We start from the raw sequence: 21,461 nt of genomic DNA, 5'->3' as shown, positions 1-21,461 counted from the left end.
TAATTTTTGATTTATACTATACTATTACAGCAGCACTTATTAATTCATATTTAATTTATACTAGTAGTATTTTATTACATTTATTTTTTTTTTGATAATTTTTACTTTTTGAAAAAAATAAACGATAAAATAACCTAATTATTAAATTGGTAATTAGGTTATATAATAATTATCAAATTAAATTAAGCACTTGTTGTTTGCTTTTGGTTTTTACCGTTACTTTCTCATAATAAATCAAAGGCTTTATTACGTTTTAGGGTAGTAGTAACTAAACTTAAATCTTTAATATTTGCTTTAACTTCTTCAATGCTTATTTTAAATTGGTCGGCAAATGTTATTAATTGTTTTTGAACTTCTTCTTCGGTAATTTCTATTTTTTCTTTTTTAATAATTTCTTCAATAACTAAAAAATTCTGAAGTTGCATAATTGCATCCTTTTTTATTTCATTAATAATTTCTTCATGAGATAAACCAGTTGCTGCCATATAGTTTTCAATTGTAAAGTTTTGATTAGCTAATTGTTTTTTAAATTCATTTTCTAAACGTTCAGTTTCATTTTTAACAGCAAAATTTGGAATTATTATTTTTGAATCTTTAACAATTTTAGCAATAAGTTCTTCCATAAATTGTTCCTTAATTGTCATTGTTTTTTGTACTTCAATTTGTTTTTTAATATTTTCTAATAATTGTTCAGTAGTAGTAACATCTGGAATGTTAACATCTTTTACTAATTCTTCTAAACCTTCATTAATAACTTTTGTTTTTATTTCGTTTAATTCAATTTCAAATTGTACTAATTGACCTTTTAAATTTGGAACATGATAATCTTCTGGGAAAGTTACTTCAATAGTTTTTTTAGATTTAGTTTCCATACCGATCATTCCTTCTTCAAAACCAGGAATAAATTTACCAGAACCAATTTCTAATTCCATGTTTTTAGCTTCACCGCCAGGGAATTTTTTACCTTCTAAAAAACCAGTGAAATTAAAAACTGCAGTATCACCTTTTTCTAATTTTCCTTTTTCTTTTGGATTAAAAATAGCAAAACGATCTTGTAATAGTTTAATTTGAGTATCAATTTCTTCTTGATTAACAGTTGCTACAGGTTTTACTATATCAATACCACGATATTTACCAATAGTAATTTCTGCTGGTAAATCAAATACAAACATTATTTCACACTCTTTAATAGTAGATTTTTCCACATTAACTTCGGGTTGATTAGTAGGCATTAAGTTAGGTTTTTGTTTTAAGGCAAAATCATAAGCAATAGTAATAACTGCTTTAGTTGCTGTTTGTAAAGTTTGTTCTTCAGTTACATGTTTTTTAGCCATTTTAGTAGGAACTTTTCCTTTACGAAATCCAGGAATTTCTACTTGTGCAATCAATTTATTTTCAGCTTTTGCCAATTGATCTTTTCAAGTTTTAGCATCAATGGTAACATGTCATTTTCCAAGACCATTTTTTTCATCTTTTATAATATTTAATGTCATTTTTCAAATCTCTCCTTATGTAATTTGTTGTTGAATCATAATACTTAAGTATTTTTTTATTAAAGTAGTAGTAGTTTTAAATTTTTTAGCACTTTCTACCAATTTTACACTAATAAACTGTAAACTACAAGCACGAATATACAAAGCAGCTGCTAATGCTGCTGCTTGATTTTTATTAGGTAATGTTGGAAACAAATTCTCAAAATAACTATCCAATAAAAACAAGCAAATACCATAAATACCTGGATTATCAATATGAACTTCATCTTCAAATATTTTTGTAATTTTTAAATAAACGAGTGATTCCTGTCATTGTGTTATTTTTTTTGGATTAATTTTAAATGTATCATGACCTTTTATTACTTCTATTTCTTCATCAATACCTTGATTATTTAATATAAATAATAGTTGTGTTTTATTTATATTATTTATATTTTTATTTGTAAGATAAATCTTAATTGTTGGCAAAATTAACCTAGCATTATGACTTTGTAAATAATAAAATGCCACCGGATGAAGATCTTCATCAAATGGATTCATTAATACACGACTTATTCTCTCTAAATTTCACTCATGACTTTCATTTTTACTATTTAATCTAATATGAGTAGTAATATTATGATGTAACTCTTGTAATGTAATTTCATGATGAATAGGAATATAAGGCATCTCTAATTCATGTTTGACCAACTTCATTGCTTGATCTCATTTATTTTCACTAATGAGGTGGTTAATTTTACCAATAATGTCTTGATAATAATTGTCATGATTTATCATTATTTAGTTAAACCTTCTTAGTATTTTAAAATTTAATGGCGCCCACGAGAAGATTCGAACTTCTGACCCCCGCCTTAGAAGGGCGGTGCTCTATCCACTGAGCTACGTGGGCATAACATTTACCATAAGTAATCTTAACTTGTTTGATTAAAAAATGCAATTATTAATTGGCTACTTTTCAATAAAAAAATAATAATATTATATTTAATATTATTTTGATATTTCATTATGTACCTTTAAGTAATATTTTTTTTTAAAAAAATAAAATATTTTCATTTTTTTATATTATAATAATTTTTGTAATTTAATAATTGTTCATTCCTAATATAGAAATAATTTCTATATTAGGATTTTTATTAAATTAAATATTGAAAAAGAAAAGGAAGAAAAATATTATGCCTAGTGAAATAAGTACAAAAAGAAAAGTAATTGCTGGTGTCACAATAACTACAGGAACATTAACAACAACTGCAGGAATAACAGCAGCTTGTGTTGCTGCAGCACCTATGACTGGTGGTGCTTCATTATTACCAGCTGCTATTGGTGGAATTGCTGTTGGTACAACTTTAATAGCTAGTGGAATGGCTACTACTACAAATTTTGGAAGAAAAGAATCAAGAATTAACAAATTTTTAAGAACAAATCCTACTATCCCCACAGTAAGAGTATCAAAAGAAAATGTTAATCCTAATGACATTAAAGAATCACGATTTAACGAATTTTTAAGATTAAGTGGTTTTATTTCTACAAAAAGAGTATCAAAAGCAAATATTACTCCTGATTATATTAAAGTATCTAATGAACTAGCAAATTCATCAAAAGAACCAGTTATGAGAACCAGAAGTTTAACAGTAACTTCTTTTAATTTTGTAGAAAAGTAATGATACATGATAAAGTGTTATTTTTAGAGAATTTTTACACTAAATAATGTTACTTTTAACAAATTTTTAATTAAAAATAATATTTTAAGTGTAAATTGATGAATAATTTTTGGTCATCCATATTTTTCTACATAATTAAAACAATTTTCTAATGAAGTAAAAAATGATGAAAGTTTTATTAAATTAGAAGAAAATAAGGACACAACTATTATCAGAATACCATTTTTTGATTTCATTAATAACCTTAATGAGAAACAAAAAGAAGAACAAGTAGATATAAAAAATAAAAAAGTAAGAAAAGTTTTATGACAAGTATTAAAAATAACAATATTTGTAGTTGCTTGGGCTGGTATTGGTATTTTAAGTAGTTTAGTTGTTACTCCATTAGTAGCTCCTGTTGTAGCAACTTTTTATGCACTGTCAATATGTGCTTTAATTTCTGGAGTTATTGTTGGTGGAGTTGTTACATTATGAGAAAAGTATAAAGAAAAAGTAAAAAAATTCTTTTTTCCTAATTGAAAATCAAAAAGTGAAATAAATCTAGAAAATAAACTACAAGAACAAAGATTATTATTAAAAAGAGAACAACAAGAAGAATTATTTTTAAGCTTACCTCCAGAAGCAAAACAACAAAGAATTTTGAATAGTTTTCAACAAATTTGAAATAATAATAAAAATAAAAATTTTATGGATATGCAAAATGAATTAAGTCAAAGATTTGAAGAAAATAAAAGAGAATTAAAACAGCAAAATTTGGAAAATATTTATAAAAGAAAAAATGAATTACAAGCACAAGTAGAAGTAGCAAAAAAAGATTTAAGTGCAGAGCAAAATGGAGCAATACAAAATAAATTAGAAATGATTACTTTTGTGGCAAGTGAAATTAATAAAGAAAATCAAAAACCTCAACCTGATGAACACAATTTAAGAATTTATGGGAAAGAAGTTGCTGCTTTTACCAATGAAATAGAAGAAATTTTGAAAAATAATAAAAAAAGTGATAATCTTGTTAGAGAAGATGTTAGAGAAAAGTCACCAAGTAATAGGTAATCCAATATTAGGTTCAATTAATAGTTTATTATTTGGTAAAAAATTAGGATTAGATATTTGAAATTTAAATCAAAGACCAAATACTAAAACTAAATTAATTAATAGTAGTAAAAAAATATTACTAGGTTTAGGAACAATTGGTTTAGCAAATTATAGTAAGTTTACTAACTCTTCCATTAATCCTAATCCAACAGAAAGTCCAATAACTACAACAACTGTTGACCCATTTCCACCAGATTTATTATTAAGTACTACTAATACTACTAATAATCATTTAATGGATTGAGATACTTATATTTCATTAAATGCTTATGGTATTTCAAATCTTATTAATGGAATTCTAGAATTAATACCTAATAAATTTGAAGCAATAAGAAAGATTTGTAATATGGCTACTGGTGGATGTTTAATTTCAAGTGGTGTTGCAATGGGGATAAATAATGATTTTAATAATGCTTATGCAGTACCTACCATAATTGCTGGTGCAAGTGAAATTATCCATAATTTATTACCTATGGAAAGAAAATTTGATGTAGAAATGCAAGAAACTAGTTTTACAAATGAAATAGCACATTTAATTAATAATGATAATAGATTTTCAATTAATAGTGAAACAACTAGTCAATATGGTAGTGATAATATGAGTGAAGTACCATTAAATCACGATAATGCTTCATTAAATTGAGATTATAATCATTTGAGTTTATAATGTTACCTTTAATTATTGAATGAATATATTATGCTTTAGCAACTAATGATATTAAATTAGCATTAATAAATGCTTTAAGAACCTGTTTAGAATCTTTTTAATAAAACTGAAATAAATGAAAGAACAACCATTTGTAAACTAGTATTTAGTTTTCTTTCACAATTTTTTCATAATCTTCCTTTAATTTTGTAGAAAAGTAATGATACATGATAAAGTGTTATTTTTAGAGAATTTTTACACTAAATAATGTTACTTTTAACAAATTTTTAATTAAAAATAATATTTTAAGTGTAAATTGATGAATAATTTTTGGTCATCCATACTTTTCTACATAATTAAAATAATCTTCTGTATTTTTCTAATCAAGCAAAGCTTCGTTCTACAATTCATCTTTTTGGTAATACTACAAAAGTATGTAATTCATTACGTTTTATCACTTCAACATTTGCATTTATGATTGTTTTGATTTCAGAAGCAAATTTTTCACCAGTATAACCAGCATCTACTATTATTTTTTGAACTGCAGAAAGATTTTCTTTTTCATTTTCAATCATTATTATAGCGCTATTACGATCTGTTTTTTCTGCTGTGGTTATGTAAATTGCATGTGGTAAACCTTGAGAATCAACAACAATATGACGTTTTATGCCTGAAATCTTTTTACCAGCATCATAACCTTTATTTTCAGTAGTATCTGTATTTTTAACACTTTGCGAATCAATTATACAAAAACTAGTTTGTTCTTTGCGATTATTATTGATACGAACTTTTTTAACTAATTTTTTTTAAAATTAATTGCAATACACTAGGTTCTTTACCATTATTTTTACTTCAAATTTGAAAATAATAATATACAGTTTGTCATTTTGGAAAATTTTTTGGTAGCATTCTTCATTGACAACCACTTTTTAATACATATAAAATTGCACAAAATACTTCATATAAATCTAAACTTCTTGGTTTTGTTTTCTTTTTGCTATTTTCTAAAATTGATTTTATGTTCTCAAATTGTTCTTTGGTGACATGACTTGGATAATTTTTATGCATATATACCTCTTATTTTAAAATATATAATCATTTTACATTATTTTCGAAAAGATTCTAAACAGGTTCTAAGAACTTATTATAAAAATCAATCATTAAAAGCAGTATTTGATAGTGAAAATATTAGTGAAAAAGAAATACATCAGCCATATAGTCTTTTTAATCCAAATATACTTAAAAAATTAATAAGTATATTAAAACCAAATGAATTATCTATATTACAAAATGAAATTAATAAATTTAAAAATCCAATAAATAGTTTTAAAAATTCTATTATGCCAACAGAAATTAGAACTATTAAAAATTATGTAAATAAATTTGATAATTTATTTAAAGAAAATGAAGAAGAAATACCAGAAAATGCTTAAATTGTATTATCAAGTTCATGATTTAAAAAAGGTAGATTTATTGTTGATAATAAAAATTTAAAAATTGGAACTTTAACAACATTATTTCAAAGTGATAATGATAAAAGACAAATATGATATGGTCCATATACTTATCCAACATTTCCACAAGAAATATGAATATTAATGACACAAGCAAAAGGTAAAAATGGTTCTGGTGCTGGAACAATATTTTGAAAATTTTGAAATAGAAAATGATTACCAAGTCAATTAAGAAAATATGTTAAAAGTGAATTAGCTAAAAAAGGTAAATATTATGGTTCACAAGATACTAGTGTAATTTATCCTAATAATATTAATGTACAAAAAACTATGCATTTTATTAATAGATTAGAAAAAGGTTTTTTTAAATTAAAAGAATATAAAACTTTATCTAAAAATGAAATTGGAAGTAATCAATGAAGATATGAAAGAAAACAATTATTAAAAAATTCTTTACATACAAGAAAATATATAAAAATTAAAAGAAATTCTAATTTCCTGAATTGTAAAATTAAAAAGGACACTTATATAAAAATTAAATTATGTTAATTCTATAATTAAGAAAAGAAAGGAATTAGCACAATGTATAAGTATCTGACTATTGAATCAATAATAGCAATAAAAGAATATAAAAGTTATGGATTTTCGATTCGTAAAATAGCAAAAGCCATTGATTATAGTAAATCAACTGTACATAGAGTTTGTAGATTATTAAATCAAAACTTATTGCCATTAGAAATATTGAATAAAATTCAAAAAAATAAACAAAATGCAGGTAGAAAATTAATAATTTTAACTTTAATAGAAATTAATACTATTAATCATTTGTTAATTACTAAAAATTATGCTCTTGATATAATTGCTAATTTTTTAAAGGAAAATAAAATAAAAAGTATTTCAACAAAAACTTTATATAACATGTTTAAAACAAATCGAATGGGTTTTGATGAAAATAACTTATTGAGAAAAGGAAAAAATAAACCTCACAAACAAAAAGAAACTAGGGGCAGAATTAATAATTGTAAGTCTATTCATGAAAGAAATTTAATCATTCCTAATATTAAAAATATAGAAGAATTTGGTCATTTAGAAGGTGATACTATCATTGGTAAAGATCATAAAAGTTCTATTATTACTTTAGCTGATATATGATCAAAAACCACAATTCCTTTAGCAACTAAAAATAATAAATCAGAAAATATTACAAAAAGTATAATAAAATTTATTTCAAAGTTACAAAAAGGAACAGTTAAAACTATTACTTTTGATCGTGGTAAAGAATTTAGTAAATGAAAATTAATCGAAAAAAATTGTAATGTTAAGATTTATTTTGCAGATCCTGGTAAACCTTGTCAAAGAGGTTTAAATGAAAATAATAATGGTATTTTAAGAAGATATTTACCAAAATCTACAGATCTATCTTCATATAAACAAAAAGATTTAAATACTATAGCATTTCAAATTAATTCTACACCCAGAAAATCACTATCTTATAAAAGACCAATAGATTTAATACAATTATTTTAAAAAACTATCCCATTTATATTTACAATTCAGGAGAAATAAGTTTTGATTAAGTTTATTAATAAAATCATTAGTTTTTAAATTATATTCAGTGTTAATATTTATATATTTTTTACTTAAAATATAATCTCAAGCAAAATTATTCATTCCTTTTATTCAATCATCATATAATTTTTGTATATTAACTTCTATTTTAAAAATAATAGTATTATTTTCATTATGTATTTGATAATCTGAATAATTTTCTGGTTTTAAAAAATGTAAAGGATTATCAAAATAAACACTATTTGTTGAAATAGTTTCTTTTAAAAATTTAAATTTTAATAATTCTAAATTATTTTTTTCAATATTATTTAATCTTTTTTAATCCAATTTTTCTTTAACATTTAATTTTCCAATTTAATTATATTTATTATTTAATTGATAGCAAATCATTAAATTTTCTAATAACATGGCAATAGTCATTGGTCCAACACCACCAGGCACAGGAGTAATTGCTGAAGCGGTATTTTTCATTATTTCAAAATTAATATCACCAACAACTTTTTTTTCTTTACCTTGATAATTAATTGCTACATCAATAATAACAACATCACGTTTAACTTGACTACTATTAATAATATTATAGACACCAGTAGCACTACAAATGATATCAGCTTCTTTAGTATAAAGAGTTAAGTCTTTAGTTAATTTATGAACAATGCTAACAGTTGCTCCCATATTAGTTAATGATAAAGCCAATGGTTTACCAACAATATTACTATCATTAATGATAGTAATATTTTGTTTAGAAATGGGAATTTGATAATGATTTAGTAATTTTATAATACCTTTTACTGTACAAGGCAACATTGCTTTTTTATCACCTTGTAATAATCTTCCCGCATTAATATTCGTTAAACCATCAACATCTTTATTAATAGTAATGCTATTAATAATTGCTAATGTATCTAAATGTTTTGGTAGTGGTAATTGTACTAAAATTCCATCAATATTATTATCACTATTTAATTGTTCAATTTTATTAATTATTTCTTTTTGTGTTACTGTTGTTGTTAGTGAAAATACTTGTCCATCAATACCACATTCTTGACATGCTTTAATTTTAGTTCGTACGTACATTTGTGATGCTAAATCTTCACCAATAATTATTACTGCTAGTTTAGGTTTACGATTAGTAATAGTTATTACTTGTGATTTAATTTTTGCTTTAATTTGCTGGGCAATTATTTTACCATCTAAAATTTTTATCATATGTGTTCACCGTTTGTTAATTTATCCAATTAATACGTTTTCTTCAACTCTACTTATCGTTGGTTTTGATTTACGATCACTTCAAGCAAGAACAGTAGTTGATACTCCTAATTGTCCCACAAACATGACAAAAATTAAACTAAGTTGACTAAAAATACCTAATTTGGAATTATCAAATAATGAAAGTCCTGTTGTTCCAAAAGCACTTGAAACATCAAAAATTACTTGTGCAAAGGTCATATCAGAATTATCTGTTATAAAAACATTTTCAATTGTGATAATCATTACTGATACAAAAACTAAAATAAAACCAAGTGTACCGACTATAAATGACATACGAACAGTTTGATTAGGAATTTTACGCTTGAATACAAAAACATCATTACGGCCACGGGCAATATTAAAAATTGTTAAAAGAATGATTGCTAAAGTTGTCGTTCTAATTCCTCCGGCAGTACTTGCTGGTGAAGAACCAATTCACATCATTAATGATTGGATCATTTGTGAGGCAAGGTGAAATTTATTTAAGTCAACTGTATAGTATCCAGCATTTCTTGTTGACATTGTATTAAAAAAAACAGCCATAATTGCATCAGATGTCGATAAATTTTTAAAAATGGGCTCTTGCCTTGACGGAGTTATGACATTACGTGAAAAATATTCAATAAACATAACACTACTAACACCTAATATCGCAACTAAAAAATATGTTATTAATGTTAGTTTAGTAAATAAACTAAATCTAAATTTTTTACCATGAGTTTTATTTTTAATTCAATGATATAAATCATAATAAACAGGAAAACCAATACCACCAATTACAAATTCAATAATAAAAATTCACTGCACAAAATAATCACTCTGAAAAGGTTCTAATGAAGTTATACCAACTATATCAAATCCAGCATTATTAACAGCAGAAATCGAGTGGAAAATTCCCGATCATAATGCTAATAGTATGTGATTATAGTAACCTGTATTATTGTTTAGACCATATTCTATTCCTGAGATAGGCACAAAATAAAAATATAAAAATAAAACAATTGCTCCCAAAAATTCAGTAATTGTCATAACAATAATACCAATTTTTAATACATCAATAGTCGTTCCTAATTTATTAGAGCCACGTTCACCTTGCATTAGTAATCTTTCTCTTAAGCTAGTATGTCGATTAAATACAAATAAGGATAATATTGCTAGTTTAACTGTAATTAAACCAATACCACCAAATTTAATTAAAATTAAAATAATAAATTGCCCAAAGAAAGTAAAGTCATTAGCAGTGCTTTTTACTGTTAAACCAGTATCAGAAAACGCACTACTAGCAGTAAAAAGGGCAGGCAAAAAGTTTCATTGTCCTTTTGTTGTGGCAATTGGTGTCATTAAAAGTATTGTTCCAACTAATAAAGTGAAAAAATATAAATTAAACATTTGTCGGGGACGAGTTTTACCAACAAAAATAATTTTAAAAATATTTTTTACACTACGATAATTAACCTTAGATAGCATCAAAAAACTCCTAAAATAACATTTTCTTTTATTATTATACTATACTATAGTCATTTCTATTAAATATTAGTTTTAAATTTAAAATACCAATATTTTAAGAATTAGTTTATAATTTAGTATAATATAACATATTTAAGTAAATATTATTTAAGGAAGAAGGATATAGATGTCTTCATCAGAAAATGATTTTTGTGTCATTGGTTTAGGTAAATTCGGAATTTCAGTTGTTAAAACTTTAGAAGAATTAGGTAAAGTTACATTAGCTATTGATAAAAGAGAAGACCGTTGTCAATTAGTTTCATCAATAGCTTCTGAAACTTTAATTTTAGATTCAACTAATCGTGATGCATTAGATGATGCTGGAATTCACAAAGTGCAAAATATTATTATTGCTATTGGTTCTGATTTAGCAGCTTCAATTGTTACTGCTGTTCATGTTTTAGCAATTCATCGTGAACACAATACATTATCATCACTTAATCTTATTGCTAAAGCTGTTGATAGTACTCACCAACTAATTTTAGAAGCAATTGGTATTACTAATATTATTTTATCTGAAACAGAAGCTGGTAAGAAAGCTGCATATCGTGCTATTTGAAAATTAGGAGTAGATTTAACTACAGTTGATGAAAAGTACTCAATAGCTAATGTAATTGTTAAAAATACTAAGTTTACAAATAAAAAACTAGAAACTTTAAAAATTCCTAGCAATTATAAAATTAACTTAGTTGCGATTAAACGTCATGGTAAAGTTATTATTCCTAGTAGAAATGAAATATTAATGTTAAATGATGAACTATTATTTATTAGTTCTAATGAAAATATTAATTCTGTTTGTAATGATTTTTCAATTAGTGATACTAATAAAATATTTGAGCCTACTATTATTAAAACGGTAAAGAAAAAGCGTTCATTTTGAAATTGATTCAGAAGAAATAAGAAAAAGAAAAAAAATAAAAAATTAAAGAAAAAGGAAGTTAAGAAAGAAAAAAAACACTAATAAAAAAACAAAATTAATTATAAGAAAATTGTTTTTTATTTTCCTGAATTGTAAAATTAAAAAGGACACTTATATAAAAATTAAATTGTGTTAATTCTATAATTAAGAAAAGAAAGGAATTAGCACAATGTATAAGTATCTGACTATTGAATCAATAATAGCAATAAAAGAATATAAAAGTTATGGATTTTCGATTCGTAAAATAGCAAAAGCCATTGATTATAGTAAATCAACTGTACATAGAGTTTGTAGATTATTAAATCAAAACTTATTACCATTAGAAATATTGAATAAAATTCAAAAAAATAAACAAAATGCAGGTAGAAAATTAATAATTTTAACTTTAATAGAAATTAATACTATTAATCATTTGTTAATTACTAAAAATTATGCTCTTGATATAATTGCTAATTTTTTAAAGGAAAATAAAATAAAAAGTATTTCAACAAAAACTTTATATAACATGTTTAAAACAAATCGAATGGGTTTTGATGAAAATAACTTATTGAGAAAAGGAAAAAATAAACCTCACAAACAAAAAGAAACTAGGGGCAGAATTAATAATTGTAAGTCTATTCATGAAAGAAATTTAATCATTCCTAATATTAAAAATATAGAAGAATTTGGTCATTTAGAGGGTGATACTATCATTGGTAAAGATCATAAAAGTTCTATTATTACTTTAGCTGATATATGATCAAAAACCACAATTCCTTTAGCAACTAAAAATAATAAATCAGAAAATATTACAAAAAGTATAATAAAATTTATTTCAAAGTTACAAAAAGGAACAGTTAAAACTATTACTTTTGATCGTGGTAAAGAATTTAGTAAATGAAAATTAATCGAAAAAAATTGTAATGTTAAGATTTATTTTGCAGATCCTGGTAAACCTTGTCAAAGAGGTTTAAATGAAAATAATAATGGTATTTTAAGAAGATATTTACCAAAATCTACAGATCTATCTTCATATAAACAAAAAGATTTAAATACTATAGCATTTCAAATTAATTCTACACCCAGAAAATCACTATCTTATAAAAGACCAATAGATTTAATACAATTATTTTAAAAAACTGTCCCATTTATATTTACAATTCAGGAAAAATAAAGATATTTTTCATTTAATAATAAATGAAAAATATTTTAAAAAAATAAAAGTATTAAATTTATTTATTAATAAACAAATTGAAAAAAATAATTTTTCTAAAAAACATTTAAAGAAAATTTTATTAAAAGTATTAAGGTTTAGAACTTATTTTAATAGTAAATTGATAGAAACAGAAAGCAATTTACTAACTTTAAATAGTAAAATAAAACTTTTATGAAAAGAAATTTTTGATAGGAACATAAAATTTTTACAAAAACAACAGCAGAAGTTAAAACAAAAAAATATCTTGATAGAGAATCAAAAGACAAAATTAAAAGAAAATATTAAAGATATTAAAGATAAATTAGAAAAAGAATTAAAAGCTGATTATCAAAATAATAAACTTACTAATTTTAAAGTTCTTTTAGAAATACCAAAAAAAGCAAATTTTAAAATAGCATCTTTAGAAAAACAAATTACTAATTTAGAAATTAAACAATATGAATTACATGTTCAAATGCAAACATTACAACAAAAAAATAATGAATTACATGAAAAGATACAACAATTACAACAAAAAAATAATGAATCAAATTTTAATCAAAGAAATATTAATAATCAAACAATAACTATCCAATTAAATAAACCAGAATTGACAAATAAAACATTAGTTAATAATTTAACAATGTCATTACAATTTTTAAGACCAACAAGTAATTTTAATTAAAATTAAGAAAGTTACTTAAAAGATTAAAAATAAAAATTTTATTAAATATTCATTAATTGTTATTAAGGCAAATGATGATTTAGTAATTAAAGGAAATTTAATTGAAGATGTAGATTTTAAATAAAATATTAGTATATAAAATTGATAATAAAAATATTCAAAGTATAATATAAAAATTCATAATTAAAAATTGATTGAAACTAATTATAGTTTTCAATCAATTTTTTTAATATTTCTTTAGAAACTTGTGGGTTTGCTTGTCCTTTAGTTAGTTTCATTAATTGACCCATAAAAAATTTCATTGCTTTTTCTGGATTGACTTTATAAATAGTAATCATGTTTTCATTTGCTTTTAAAATTGTGATTAATATTTTTTCTAAATCATTACTATCACTTACTAAAGTAATACCTAATGTTCTAATAAGATCGGCAGGGCTTTTTTCACTATTAATCATAATTGCATTTAATAACTGTTTACTTTGTTTATCATTAATTTTTTGCTCATAAACTAGACTAACTAATTGTGATAGATTATTAGCAGTAAGTTCGCTGTTTTTAATAGTAGTGTTATTAGTATTACAATAAGCTTGCACAGGACCTACTAAATAATTAAAGGTAGGTAATGTTAAATTATTAATGGCAACTGTTTGTTCAAAAATAGTTAATATTTCTATTTTGTCAATTAATAAATTAATATCTTTTGTTGGTAGATTGTATTGTTTTTTTAATCTTTCCATTATTTGTTTAGGCAATTCAGGAAGATTTTTAGCAATCATTTTGATTCATTTTTCGTCTAGTTGAATTGGAAAAATATTTGGTTCAGGAAAGTATTTATAATCAATTTTATTTTCTTTGCTACGCATGCTAACGGTTTTATTAGTTTTTTCATCAAATCTTCTAGTTTCAAGATTAATTTTTTGTTTTTTATTTAAAATATTAGTTTGACGATTAATTTCATCGTTTATTGCTAAAGTAATATTATGTGTAGAATTTAAGTTTTTAATTTCAACTTTGGTACCTAAAATATCACTACCATGTGTTTTTAACGATATATTAATATCACATCGTAATGAGCCTTCATTCATTTTAGCATCACTAACTTGTAAATGAATTAATAATTGACATAGAGTATTAATATATGCTACTACTTGTTCACTTGTGTTAAAAATTGGTTTAGTAACAATTTCCAATAAGGGAATTCCCGCTCGATTATAGTCTAATAATGTTTTTTTATTATTATGAATTTGTTTTGCTGTGTCTTCTTCAATATGTAAGCGTTCAAAACTAACAATAAATTCTTCATTATTTACAACTATTGGTAATTCACCATTTGTACCAATTGGATGAAAAAATTGTGTGATTTGATAACCTTTAGGTAAATCAGGATAAAAATAACTTTTTCGATCAAAACGTAAGAGTGGATCAATATTCATTTTTAAAGCAGTACATGTTTGAATTGCCATTATAATAACAGCTTGATTAACTGTTGGTAATGTTCCTGGATATCCGCAATCAATGGCATTAATTTGAGTATTTGGTTTTTGACCAAAAGTATTGGCGGCGTTGGAAAAACATTTAGTTTTAGTTTTTAATTCACAGTGGATTTCAATACCCATTACAACATCATATTTATTATTCATGATCATCACCTAGTAGTTTATTATTAAAATTAATTTTTTTACTTAAAAATGAAGCAATATTCAATATAACTTGATCATTGAAAGGTGCACCATTAATATTAAAACCAATCGGTAAACCATTAACAGTAGTTAACGGAATATTAATGCTTGGTCCACCATTTAAGTTAGAAAGTAGTAGTAAGTCTTCTAAATAATCATGTTCACTTTTAATAACTTTTTTTTGTTCTAATACATCTTTAATTTTTGGAGCTGGATTAATATTTGGCATAATAATGAAAGCATCATATTTTTTAAAGATAGTATTTAAATGTTCAACAATTAATCTTCTTACTTTTTTAGCTTTATTAAATAATTCTTCTTGATGATTTTCAGATAAAGCATATGCACCAATAATGTATCTGCGTTTTACCATATCACCGAAACCAAATGTTCGTGAATTTGTCATAACTTCTTGATAATTTTTACCATTTTTACGAACACCAAAATTAATACCAGTTAGATTTGCGTGGCAACTGGTTGCTTCAGCAAAAGAAATAATCATGTAGACTGGTAATAAAGATTGTAATAATTCTTTATTAAATTCAATTTGTTGAACTTTTGCACCACCATCAGTTAAATGCTTTATTGCTTCATCAAAACTAGATTTAACTATATCATTTCACTGATAATCATTATAATTTAAAATAGCAATATTTTTACCTTCTATATTTTGATTTAAGTTTTGAGTATAGTCTTTTTCTTTACTTTGAACACTAGTAAAGTCTTGTTCATCAAATAAAGCAATACTATCCAAGACAATGGCAATATCTTCGACATGATTAGTAAATATACCAACTGTGTCTAAACTTGGAGCATAAGGAAAAACACCATTTCGTGAAATTAAACCATATGTTGGTTTAAAACCAACAATACCACAATAAGCGGCAGGTTTACGTATTGAATCACCAGTATCTGTTCCTAAAGCAAATGGTACAATTCCAGCAGCGACTAAAGCTGCACTGCCACTAGAACTACCACCAGTGATATGTTTTAAATTCCAAGGGTTTAAGACATGACCAGTAGCTGCATATAAACCATCTCCACCCATTCCTAGTTCATCAAGAGCAGTTTTAGCTGTATTAATGGCTTTATTATTTGTTAATAACATATTAACAGTACTGTCATAATTAGGAATAAAATTAGCAAGAATTTTTGATGAACCTGTTGTTAAGAAATTAATAGTAGCAATATTATCTTTCATTACAAATGGAATTGCTGCTAATAAATTATCATTAATTTCTTGTTCAGTAATTAATTTTGTTTGTTTAATGGCATTTTGTTCCAGTGAAGTAACAACAGCATTTAATTTTTTGAATTGTTCTAATCGTTTGTATACTAATTTAGTTAATTGATCTGGAGTAAGTATTTTTGTTTTTAATAATTCATGAAGTTGACGAATTGAAAGTTGGTGGTAATTAATTTTCATGATTAATCACCTGATTAATACTAATGTAATTATTTTCAACTTCTGGAGCAATATTTAAAACACTCTTAGATGTTAAATGAGTTCCAACATTATCGGAACGTAATAAATTATTAATAATAGGAAATGGGTAATTTAAAGGTTCAATATCATTTGTATTAATATTTGTCACAATTTCCATTTGTTTTTCAATAGCTTTAAATTCTAGTAAAAGATTTTCACATTGTTCTTCGCTTAAATTGAACATAAGTTCGTTAGCAAATTCATGTAGCATTTTTGTTGTCATTTTCTTTTCAATTTTATCCATTTTTTGCTACCTCTTTCAATAAATTTTGTAATTGCTCTTCATTAATAATTTTAACATTAAGTTTGCGTGCTTGTGCTAATTTATTTCCTGGATTTTCACCAACAATTAAATAAGAAGTATTATTACTAATAGTATTGGTAATTTTAGCACCATAGTTATTTAATAATTCAATGAATTCGTTACGACTTTTAGTTAAAGTTCCTGTTAAGACAAAAGTTTTACCATTCAAAACTTGTGATTGGTTTTTTTGTAAATAATTAAAGTTAAGTTTAAAGTTTTGCAAGTTAATAATTAGTTGTTGATTAGTAGGATTAAGGAAATAATCAATAACACTAGTAGCAATTGTTGGACCAATTTCATTAGTATTAGCTACATCATCAAAGGTTGCTTCCATTAACTTATTTAAAGTTAAATATTTTTTTGCAAGAATAATTGCTGTTTTTTGGCCAACATGGCGAATTCCCAAACCGAATAAAAGTCTTTCTAAGGAATTTTGTTTTGATAGAATAATTGAATTAGCAAGATTAGTGAAAGATTTTTCACCAAAACGTGGTAATGATAGTATTTCTTTTCGTAAATTAACTAAATTGTAAATATCACTAATAGTTTTAATTCATTTTAAATCTAAAAAACGTAATAATATTTTTTCATTTAAACCAATAATATCCATAGCATTTCTTGAACAGAAGTGCATTAATGATTTAAGAATTCGTGATGGACAATCACTATTAATGCAAAATTGATCAACTTCTGGCGGAACTTGTTCCAATTTTGTTTTACAAACTGGACAATGGATAGCTTTTTTAAAAATAATATTGTTTATTTGACGATTACTAATAATTGGGGCAATTACTTCTGGAATAATATCACCGGCTTTTTTAACACTTACTAAATCATTAATACGTAAATCACGATTAATAATATAATCACCATTATGAAGTGTGGCAAAAGTAACGGTAGTACCAGCAATTATCACTGGTTGTAATCTAGCATTATAGGTTATTTTTCCTGTTCTACCAACAGTTGGAAATATATCTAAAAGTTTAGTAACACTAGTAACAGCAGGAAATTTATAAGCTATTGCTCATTTTGGTGCCTTATTAGTTCTTCCTAACATATCATAACTGGTTAGATCATTAATTTTAATGACAATACCATCAATTTCATATGGTAATGTATTTCTTAACTTTTCATATTTCTGAATATAAGTTCATACTTCTTCAATATTTTTACATAACTGTCATTGTTCATTAATTTTGAAACCATATTTTTGTAAGGTAAATAATGCTTGTTCATGGGTTTTAATATTATCATTAGTAGCATTAATATAATAGTAAAGAAAACCATCTAATTTTCTTGAATTAACAATATTAATATCAAGTTGGCGAATAGTACCGGCTGCAGCATTGCGAGGATTAGCAAAGAGTGGTAAGTTTTGTTGTTGTTGTTTTTCATTAATGCGATTAAATTCTTCTTTACTTAAATATATTTCTCCTCTTACTTCTAATTTAGAATTAATTGGTATTGTTTTTGGTATTGTTTTAATTGTCAAAATATTATTGGTAATGTCTTCACCAGCAATACCATCACCTCTGGTAGCAGCAGTTTTTAATTTTCCTTTTTCATAAGTTATAGAAATTGATAGACCATCAATTTTTAGTTCACAAACATATTCAATGTTATTTTCTGATAATGTTTTTTTGATTTGTTGATCAAATTTTAGTAAATCTTCATAGTTAAAGGCATTACCCAAACTTAGCATTGGTTGTTGGTGAAAAATTTTTGTTAAAGAATTAAGTGGTTTATTACCAACAGTTTTAGTTGGAGAATCATTACTATTAAATTGGGGATATTGTTCTTCTAATTTTATTAATCTATGATAGGCGCTATCATAAAGTTCGTCACTAACAGTAGGTGCATCTAAAACATGATATTCATAATTTCATTGTTTAATTTGGTTTCTTAATTGTATTATTTCATTTTTAATATCATTATTTTTGTTACTCATATTACTTTCTCCCCTAATTGGTTTGTTAATAAGACATAATTAATTATAAATGAATTATTACTTTAATTGTAATATTGTTTTATAAAAGTATAATTTAGTAATGTAAATAAAATAAATAATAATATACATTTTTTTAAAAAAAATGATTATAATAAAATTAGTATTAAAAAATAATGGCTAATTAAGTATTTGGTTTTTAAACTCCTATTAAGTTTATTTGACTTAAAGGTTTTTTTGTATATAACTAGACACATTTTTTAATATTAACCTTTGATAAGTTTTAAGTATAGTATTAAAACTAAAAATAATTACTTTAATTTTATATGAGTTAGGAGTAAGTTATGAAAGATACATATGCATCTGTTCGTTTAGCACAAAAGCCAGAAAATGCTTTTGCTTGTCATCGTTGTGGTAGGGTTATTTTAATTGCCGAATTTTTAGAAGCAAAAAATATTCAATTGAATTGTAATCGATGTGGTTTTAAAAAGCATGTTGAAAAAATCAAAATAGAAAAAAAAGCAGAAATTAAAAAAACTAGAATTGCTGTTATTTCTTCCAAAAATTCTTCTAAAAAATAACTTAGCTTAGATTAATATTAATAATATTATAAAAAAAGAACTCAACTGAGTTCTTTTTTACTTATTTTTTAGTTTTTTCATTTAAATACTCTTGATAATTATTATTTACTTGTTCTCAATTGATAACTTTTAATAATGCTTGTAAGTATTTCTCATGTTCATTTTTATATTGTAGATAATGTGCATGTTCTCATACATCAATAGCGATCAATGGGTACATGTTCAAGAATCATGGATTGTCTTGATTAAAAGTTTTGTATAGTCTTAATGTACCATTATTGTCAATTACTAATCATGCTCAACCACTTCCAAAAATATCCATGGCAGTTTTTGTTAAAACAGCTTCAAATTTTTCATAAGATTCAAAGCGATTAATTATTGCTTTACCAATAGCTGATTTTTCATTAAAACCTTTATTTTTCCCCAATAGTGAAAAGAAAAGATTATGATTAATTACTCCCCCACCAAATTGTCGAATGCTACTTTGTAATTTTTTTACATTACAAGTTTCTTTATCCTCACATATATCTTCTAATTTACAATAATTACTTAATAAACGATTTAGTTCCCCTTTAGTTTCAAGATTATAATCAGAAAAAACTTTCGGATGTTTATCCATCACTAATTTTAAAGAAGTTAAATATTTCTTATGAAGTTCTTCATAATGATGTTTAATTGTTTCTTGTGAAATGTAAGGTTCTAAAGCATCATAATTATATGGTAAATCGATAATATTAATCTTGTATTTAGGCATTCTTTTCTATCCTCCTTTTCTTTTTAAACTCTTCACATATAAATATTGAATTGCATTATAATAAATTAATGTAAAATTACAAGTTTATTATATTACAAGATTTCTCACTATATGTTATACTAAAAATTAATATTAAATACTAATTTTACTAACAAAGGGTGAAAGTTTTCGTGCAGTACTTATACATGTTTAATAAAAAATCTAATCAAATTAATGTTTCTCACAACAATGATATCATACGTAGAATTAATGTAAACCAAACTGATAACATTAATAGTAATAATTTAGAAAAAAATGAACAAAAACAGTCATTTATTGATAAATTTACTTCAAAATCACTTAGTTGTGATGACACCAATAACTTTAATTTCAAAACAGCCAGTTGAACTCTAACAATAATTTATCTTATATCTTTTATTATAATTCCAATTCTTTATAGTTTAATCAAAACTTATGCTGTAAAAGATACTAGTCAAAGTTCATTTCTTAGTCTTTTTATTTTTAGTTTATTGCCAATTTTTGGCTTAGTTGTTTCAGTTGGTATTGATTGAGAAACTATGATTAAAAAAGGTGGGTGGGCTGCTTATAGTCATAGTGTATTTGGTTTTATTAGTGTAGTATTTGTTCTTTTATTTTTTATTGCAACAAAAGTTATTAGTGGTAAAGATGATGATGTAACTTCGCTTGCTACTACATTTTTAATTCAACAGTTATTTCAATTGTTAGGATCAATTTTAGTATTAATATTTTGTAGATCATTACGTGAGAGAATTATTACTACTTTAAAAGAAGCAAAATTAGATTTAATAACTTGAGTTACCATTTTTGCTGTTATTGGTACTATTTTAAATATTATTTTCAACATAATTCCTAAATTTAGTGAATTTAATATGTTAACAAGTAATAATACTTCAAAAAATCAAGATGTTTTAAACTTATTAATGAATAGTCCATATGGCATTTTTGTTTTAGTTCTTAGTACTATTTTTATTGCTCCAATTAATGAAGAAATATCATATCGTCATGGTACTTTTACCATTGTTCGTTATCGTTGGTTAGCATATGTTGCTTCATTAATTTATTTCCCATCAATGCATGTTATGGATAGTGGTGATTGAAATAATATTATTGGTTATTTAGGATTTAGTATTATATTACCCTTATTATTTATAATGACACGGGGTAATACTACATATACTATTGGTTTACATGCTTTTTCTAATCTAATTGCAACTATTTCTGGTTTTATTAATAAAAATTAAAAG

The 21,461-nt window shown here is 24.2% G+C and carries 21 protein-coding genes, 1 tRNA gene and 1 pseudogene; 11 read left to right on the top strand and 12 right to left on the bottom strand.

The genetic code is table 4. From position 1 onward, the window contains the following. Positions 1-182 precede the first annotated feature (182 nt). The 3 genes from tig to AAHH39_RS07810 all read right to left on the bottom strand — a co-directional run bounded on the left by tig (position 183) and on the right by AAHH39_RS07810 (position 2,382). Positions 183-1,493, bottom strand: a complete 1,311-nt coding sequence (gene tig, locus AAHH39_RS07820; RefSeq protein ID WP_342217653.1) for a trigger factor — start codon at positions 1,491-1,493, stop codon at positions 183-185. A 15-nt stretch (positions 1,494-1,508) separates the two neighbouring features. Beyond that, positions 1,509-2,270 carry a DUF3196 family protein gene (locus tag AAHH39_RS07815; protein WP_338987334.1) on the bottom strand — a complete coding sequence of 254 codons (762 nt, stop codon included), beginning with the start codon at positions 2,268-2,270 and terminating at the stop codon, positions 1,509-1,511. 36 nt (positions 2,271-2,306) lie between these two features. Next, positions 2,307-2,382, bottom strand: a tRNA-Arg gene (locus AAHH39_RS07810). Positions 2,383-2,665: 283 nt separating this feature from the next. Here AAHH39_RS07810 and AAHH39_RS07805 point away from each other — a divergent pair. After that, positions 2,666-3,151 (top strand): hypothetical protein, encoded by a 486-nt coding sequence (locus tag AAHH39_RS07805; protein ID WP_342217652.1) that lies wholly within the window; start codon positions 2,666-2,668, stop codon positions 3,149-3,151. Positions 3,152-3,174: 23 nt separating this feature from the next. On the opposite strand, the gene AAHH39_RS07800 is transcribed toward AAHH39_RS07805, so the two are convergent. Beyond that, positions 3,175-3,354 carry a hypothetical protein gene (locus AAHH39_RS07800; protein ID WP_342217651.1) on the bottom strand — a complete coding sequence of 60 codons (180 nt, stop codon included), beginning with the start codon at positions 3,352-3,354 and terminating at the stop codon, positions 3,175-3,177. A 436-nt stretch (positions 3,355-3,790) separates the two neighbouring features. On the opposite strand from AAHH39_RS07800, the gene AAHH39_RS07795 reads away from it, so the two are divergent. Both AAHH39_RS07795 and AAHH39_RS07790 read left to right on the top strand, forming a co-directional pair. Continuing rightward, positions 3,791-4,201, top strand: coding sequence for a hypothetical protein (locus AAHH39_RS07795; RefSeq protein WP_342217650.1), 411 nt, complete (start codon positions 3,791-3,793; stop codon positions 4,199-4,201). Further along, complete coding sequence (locus AAHH39_RS07790; RefSeq protein ID WP_342217649.1) at positions 4,170-4,910, top strand: hypothetical protein; 741 nt, start codon at positions 4,170-4,172, stop codon at positions 4,908-4,910. Before AAHH39_RS07795 ends, AAHH39_RS07790 begins: the two co-directional genes overlap by 32 nt. Before the next feature lie 338 nt (positions 4,911-5,248). Here the strand turns inward: AAHH39_RS07790 and AAHH39_RS07780 are convergent. Further along, positions 5,249-5,957: pseudogene (locus AAHH39_RS07780) on the bottom strand (IS5 family transposase); the annotation flags it as partial. On the opposite strand from AAHH39_RS07780, the gene AAHH39_RS07775 reads away from it, so the two are divergent. The 3 genes from AAHH39_RS07775 to AAHH39_RS07765 all read left to right on the top strand — a co-directional run bounded on the left by AAHH39_RS07775 (position 5,939) and on the right by AAHH39_RS07765 (position 7,870). Next, complete coding sequence (locus AAHH39_RS07775) at positions 5,939-6,322, top strand: hypothetical protein (protein WP_342217648.1); 384 nt, start codon at positions 5,939-5,941, stop codon at positions 6,320-6,322. The pseudogene AAHH39_RS07780 and the gene AAHH39_RS07775 overlap by 19 nt on opposite strands. A 165-nt stretch (positions 6,323-6,487) precedes the next feature. Beyond that, positions 6,488-6,892 (top strand): hypothetical protein, encoded by a 405-nt coding sequence (locus tag AAHH39_RS07770; RefSeq protein ID WP_342217647.1) that lies wholly within the window; start codon positions 6,488-6,490, stop codon positions 6,890-6,892. Between the two features lie 33 nt (positions 6,893-6,925). Further along, positions 6,926-7,870 carry an IS30 family transposase gene (locus tag AAHH39_RS07765; RefSeq protein WP_342217458.1) on the top strand — a complete coding sequence of 315 codons (945 nt, stop codon included), beginning with the start codon at positions 6,926-6,928 and terminating at the stop codon, positions 7,868-7,870. A gap of 396 nt (positions 7,871-8,266) precedes the next feature. On the opposite strand, the gene AAHH39_RS07760 is transcribed toward AAHH39_RS07765, so the two are convergent. Continuing rightward, entirely contained in the window at positions 8,267-9,121 is an 855-nt protein-coding gene (locus AAHH39_RS07760; protein ID WP_342217646.1) for a bifunctional 5,10-methylenetetrahydrofolate dehydrogenase/5,10-methenyltetrahydrofolate cyclohydrolase, read from the bottom strand. A gap of 21 nt (positions 9,122-9,142) precedes the next feature. Next, positions 9,143-10,630, bottom strand: a complete 1,488-nt coding sequence (locus AAHH39_RS07755; RefSeq protein ID WP_342217645.1) for a TrkH family potassium uptake protein — start codon at positions 10,628-10,630, stop codon at positions 9,143-9,145. 166 nt (positions 10,631-10,796) lie between these two features. Between AAHH39_RS07755 and AAHH39_RS07750 the strand changes: the two genes are divergently transcribed. The 3 genes from AAHH39_RS07750 (at position 10,797) to AAHH39_RS07740 (ending at position 13,447) form a co-directional block, all read left to right on the top strand. After that, positions 10,797-11,630, top strand: coding sequence for a TrkA family potassium uptake protein (locus tag AAHH39_RS07750; RefSeq protein WP_342217644.1), 834 nt, complete (start codon positions 10,797-10,799; stop codon positions 11,628-11,630). Positions 11,631-11,757: 127 nt separating this feature from the next. Further along, positions 11,758-12,702, top strand: coding sequence for an IS30 family transposase (locus AAHH39_RS07745; RefSeq protein ID WP_342217458.1), 945 nt, complete (start codon positions 11,758-11,760; stop codon positions 12,700-12,702). Between the two features lie 199 nt (positions 12,703-12,901). Further along, entirely contained in the window at positions 12,902-13,447 is a 546-nt protein-coding gene (locus tag AAHH39_RS07740) for a hypothetical protein (protein WP_342217643.1), read from the top strand. 200 nt (positions 13,448-13,647) lie between these two features. Here AAHH39_RS07740 and gatB read toward each other — a convergent pair whose 3' ends face one another. The 4 genes from gatB to ligA are packed head-to-tail and all read right to left on the bottom strand — an operon-like array spanning position 13,648 to position 18,864. Next, a complete protein-coding gene (gene gatB, locus AAHH39_RS07735; protein ID WP_342217642.1) occupies positions 13,648-15,087 on the bottom strand; it encodes an Asp-tRNA(Asn)/Glu-tRNA(Gln) amidotransferase subunit GatB in 1,440 nt (479 codons plus the stop codon). After that, complete coding sequence (locus AAHH39_RS07730; protein WP_342217641.1) at positions 15,080-16,552, bottom strand: amidase family protein; 1,473 nt, start codon at positions 16,550-16,552, stop codon at positions 15,080-15,082. Before AAHH39_RS07730 ends, gatB begins: the two co-directional genes overlap by 8 nt. After that, the gene (gene gatC, locus AAHH39_RS07725) at positions 16,542-16,856 is read right to left on the bottom strand and encodes an Asp-tRNA(Asn)/Glu-tRNA(Gln) amidotransferase subunit GatC (RefSeq protein WP_338960095.1); all 315 of its coding nucleotides are present in this window, start codon (positions 16,854-16,856) and stop codon (positions 16,542-16,544) included. The genes AAHH39_RS07730 and gatC overlap by 11 nt, the downstream gene beginning before the upstream one ends. After that, positions 16,849-18,864, bottom strand: a complete 2,016-nt coding sequence (gene ligA, locus AAHH39_RS07720) for an NAD-dependent DNA ligase LigA (protein ID WP_342217640.1) — start codon at positions 18,862-18,864, stop codon at positions 16,849-16,851. The genes gatC and ligA overlap by 8 nt, the downstream gene beginning before the upstream one ends. Before the next feature lie 341 nt (positions 18,865-19,205). Between ligA and AAHH39_RS07715 the strand changes: the two genes are divergently transcribed. Then, the gene (locus tag AAHH39_RS07715) at positions 19,206-19,442 is read left to right on the top strand and encodes a hypothetical protein (RefSeq protein WP_342217639.1); all 237 of its coding nucleotides are present in this window, start codon (positions 19,206-19,208) and stop codon (positions 19,440-19,442) included. A gap of 61 nt (positions 19,443-19,503) precedes the next feature. Here AAHH39_RS07715 and AAHH39_RS07710 read toward each other — a convergent pair whose 3' ends face one another. Then, complete coding sequence (locus AAHH39_RS07710) at positions 19,504-20,196, bottom strand: superoxide dismutase (protein WP_342217638.1); 693 nt, start codon at positions 20,194-20,196, stop codon at positions 19,504-19,506. A 185-nt stretch (positions 20,197-20,381) separates the two neighbouring features. On the opposite strand from AAHH39_RS07710, the gene AAHH39_RS07705 reads away from it, so the two are divergent. Continuing rightward, positions 20,382-21,458, top strand: coding sequence for a type II CAAX endopeptidase family protein (locus AAHH39_RS07705; protein ID WP_342217637.1), 1,077 nt, complete (start codon positions 20,382-20,384; stop codon positions 21,456-21,458). Positions 21,459-21,461: the final 3 nt, after the last annotated feature.

This window comes from Spiroplasma endosymbiont of Amphimallon solstitiale, from assembly GCF_964030965.1.
In the GTDB taxonomy this organism is placed as follows: domain Bacteria; phylum Bacillota_I; class Bacilli_A; order Mycoplasmatales; family VBWQ01; genus Spiroplasma_E.
Note: the sequence above shows the minus strand (reverse complement) of the source record. Positions and strands in the feature narration are given on the sequence as shown.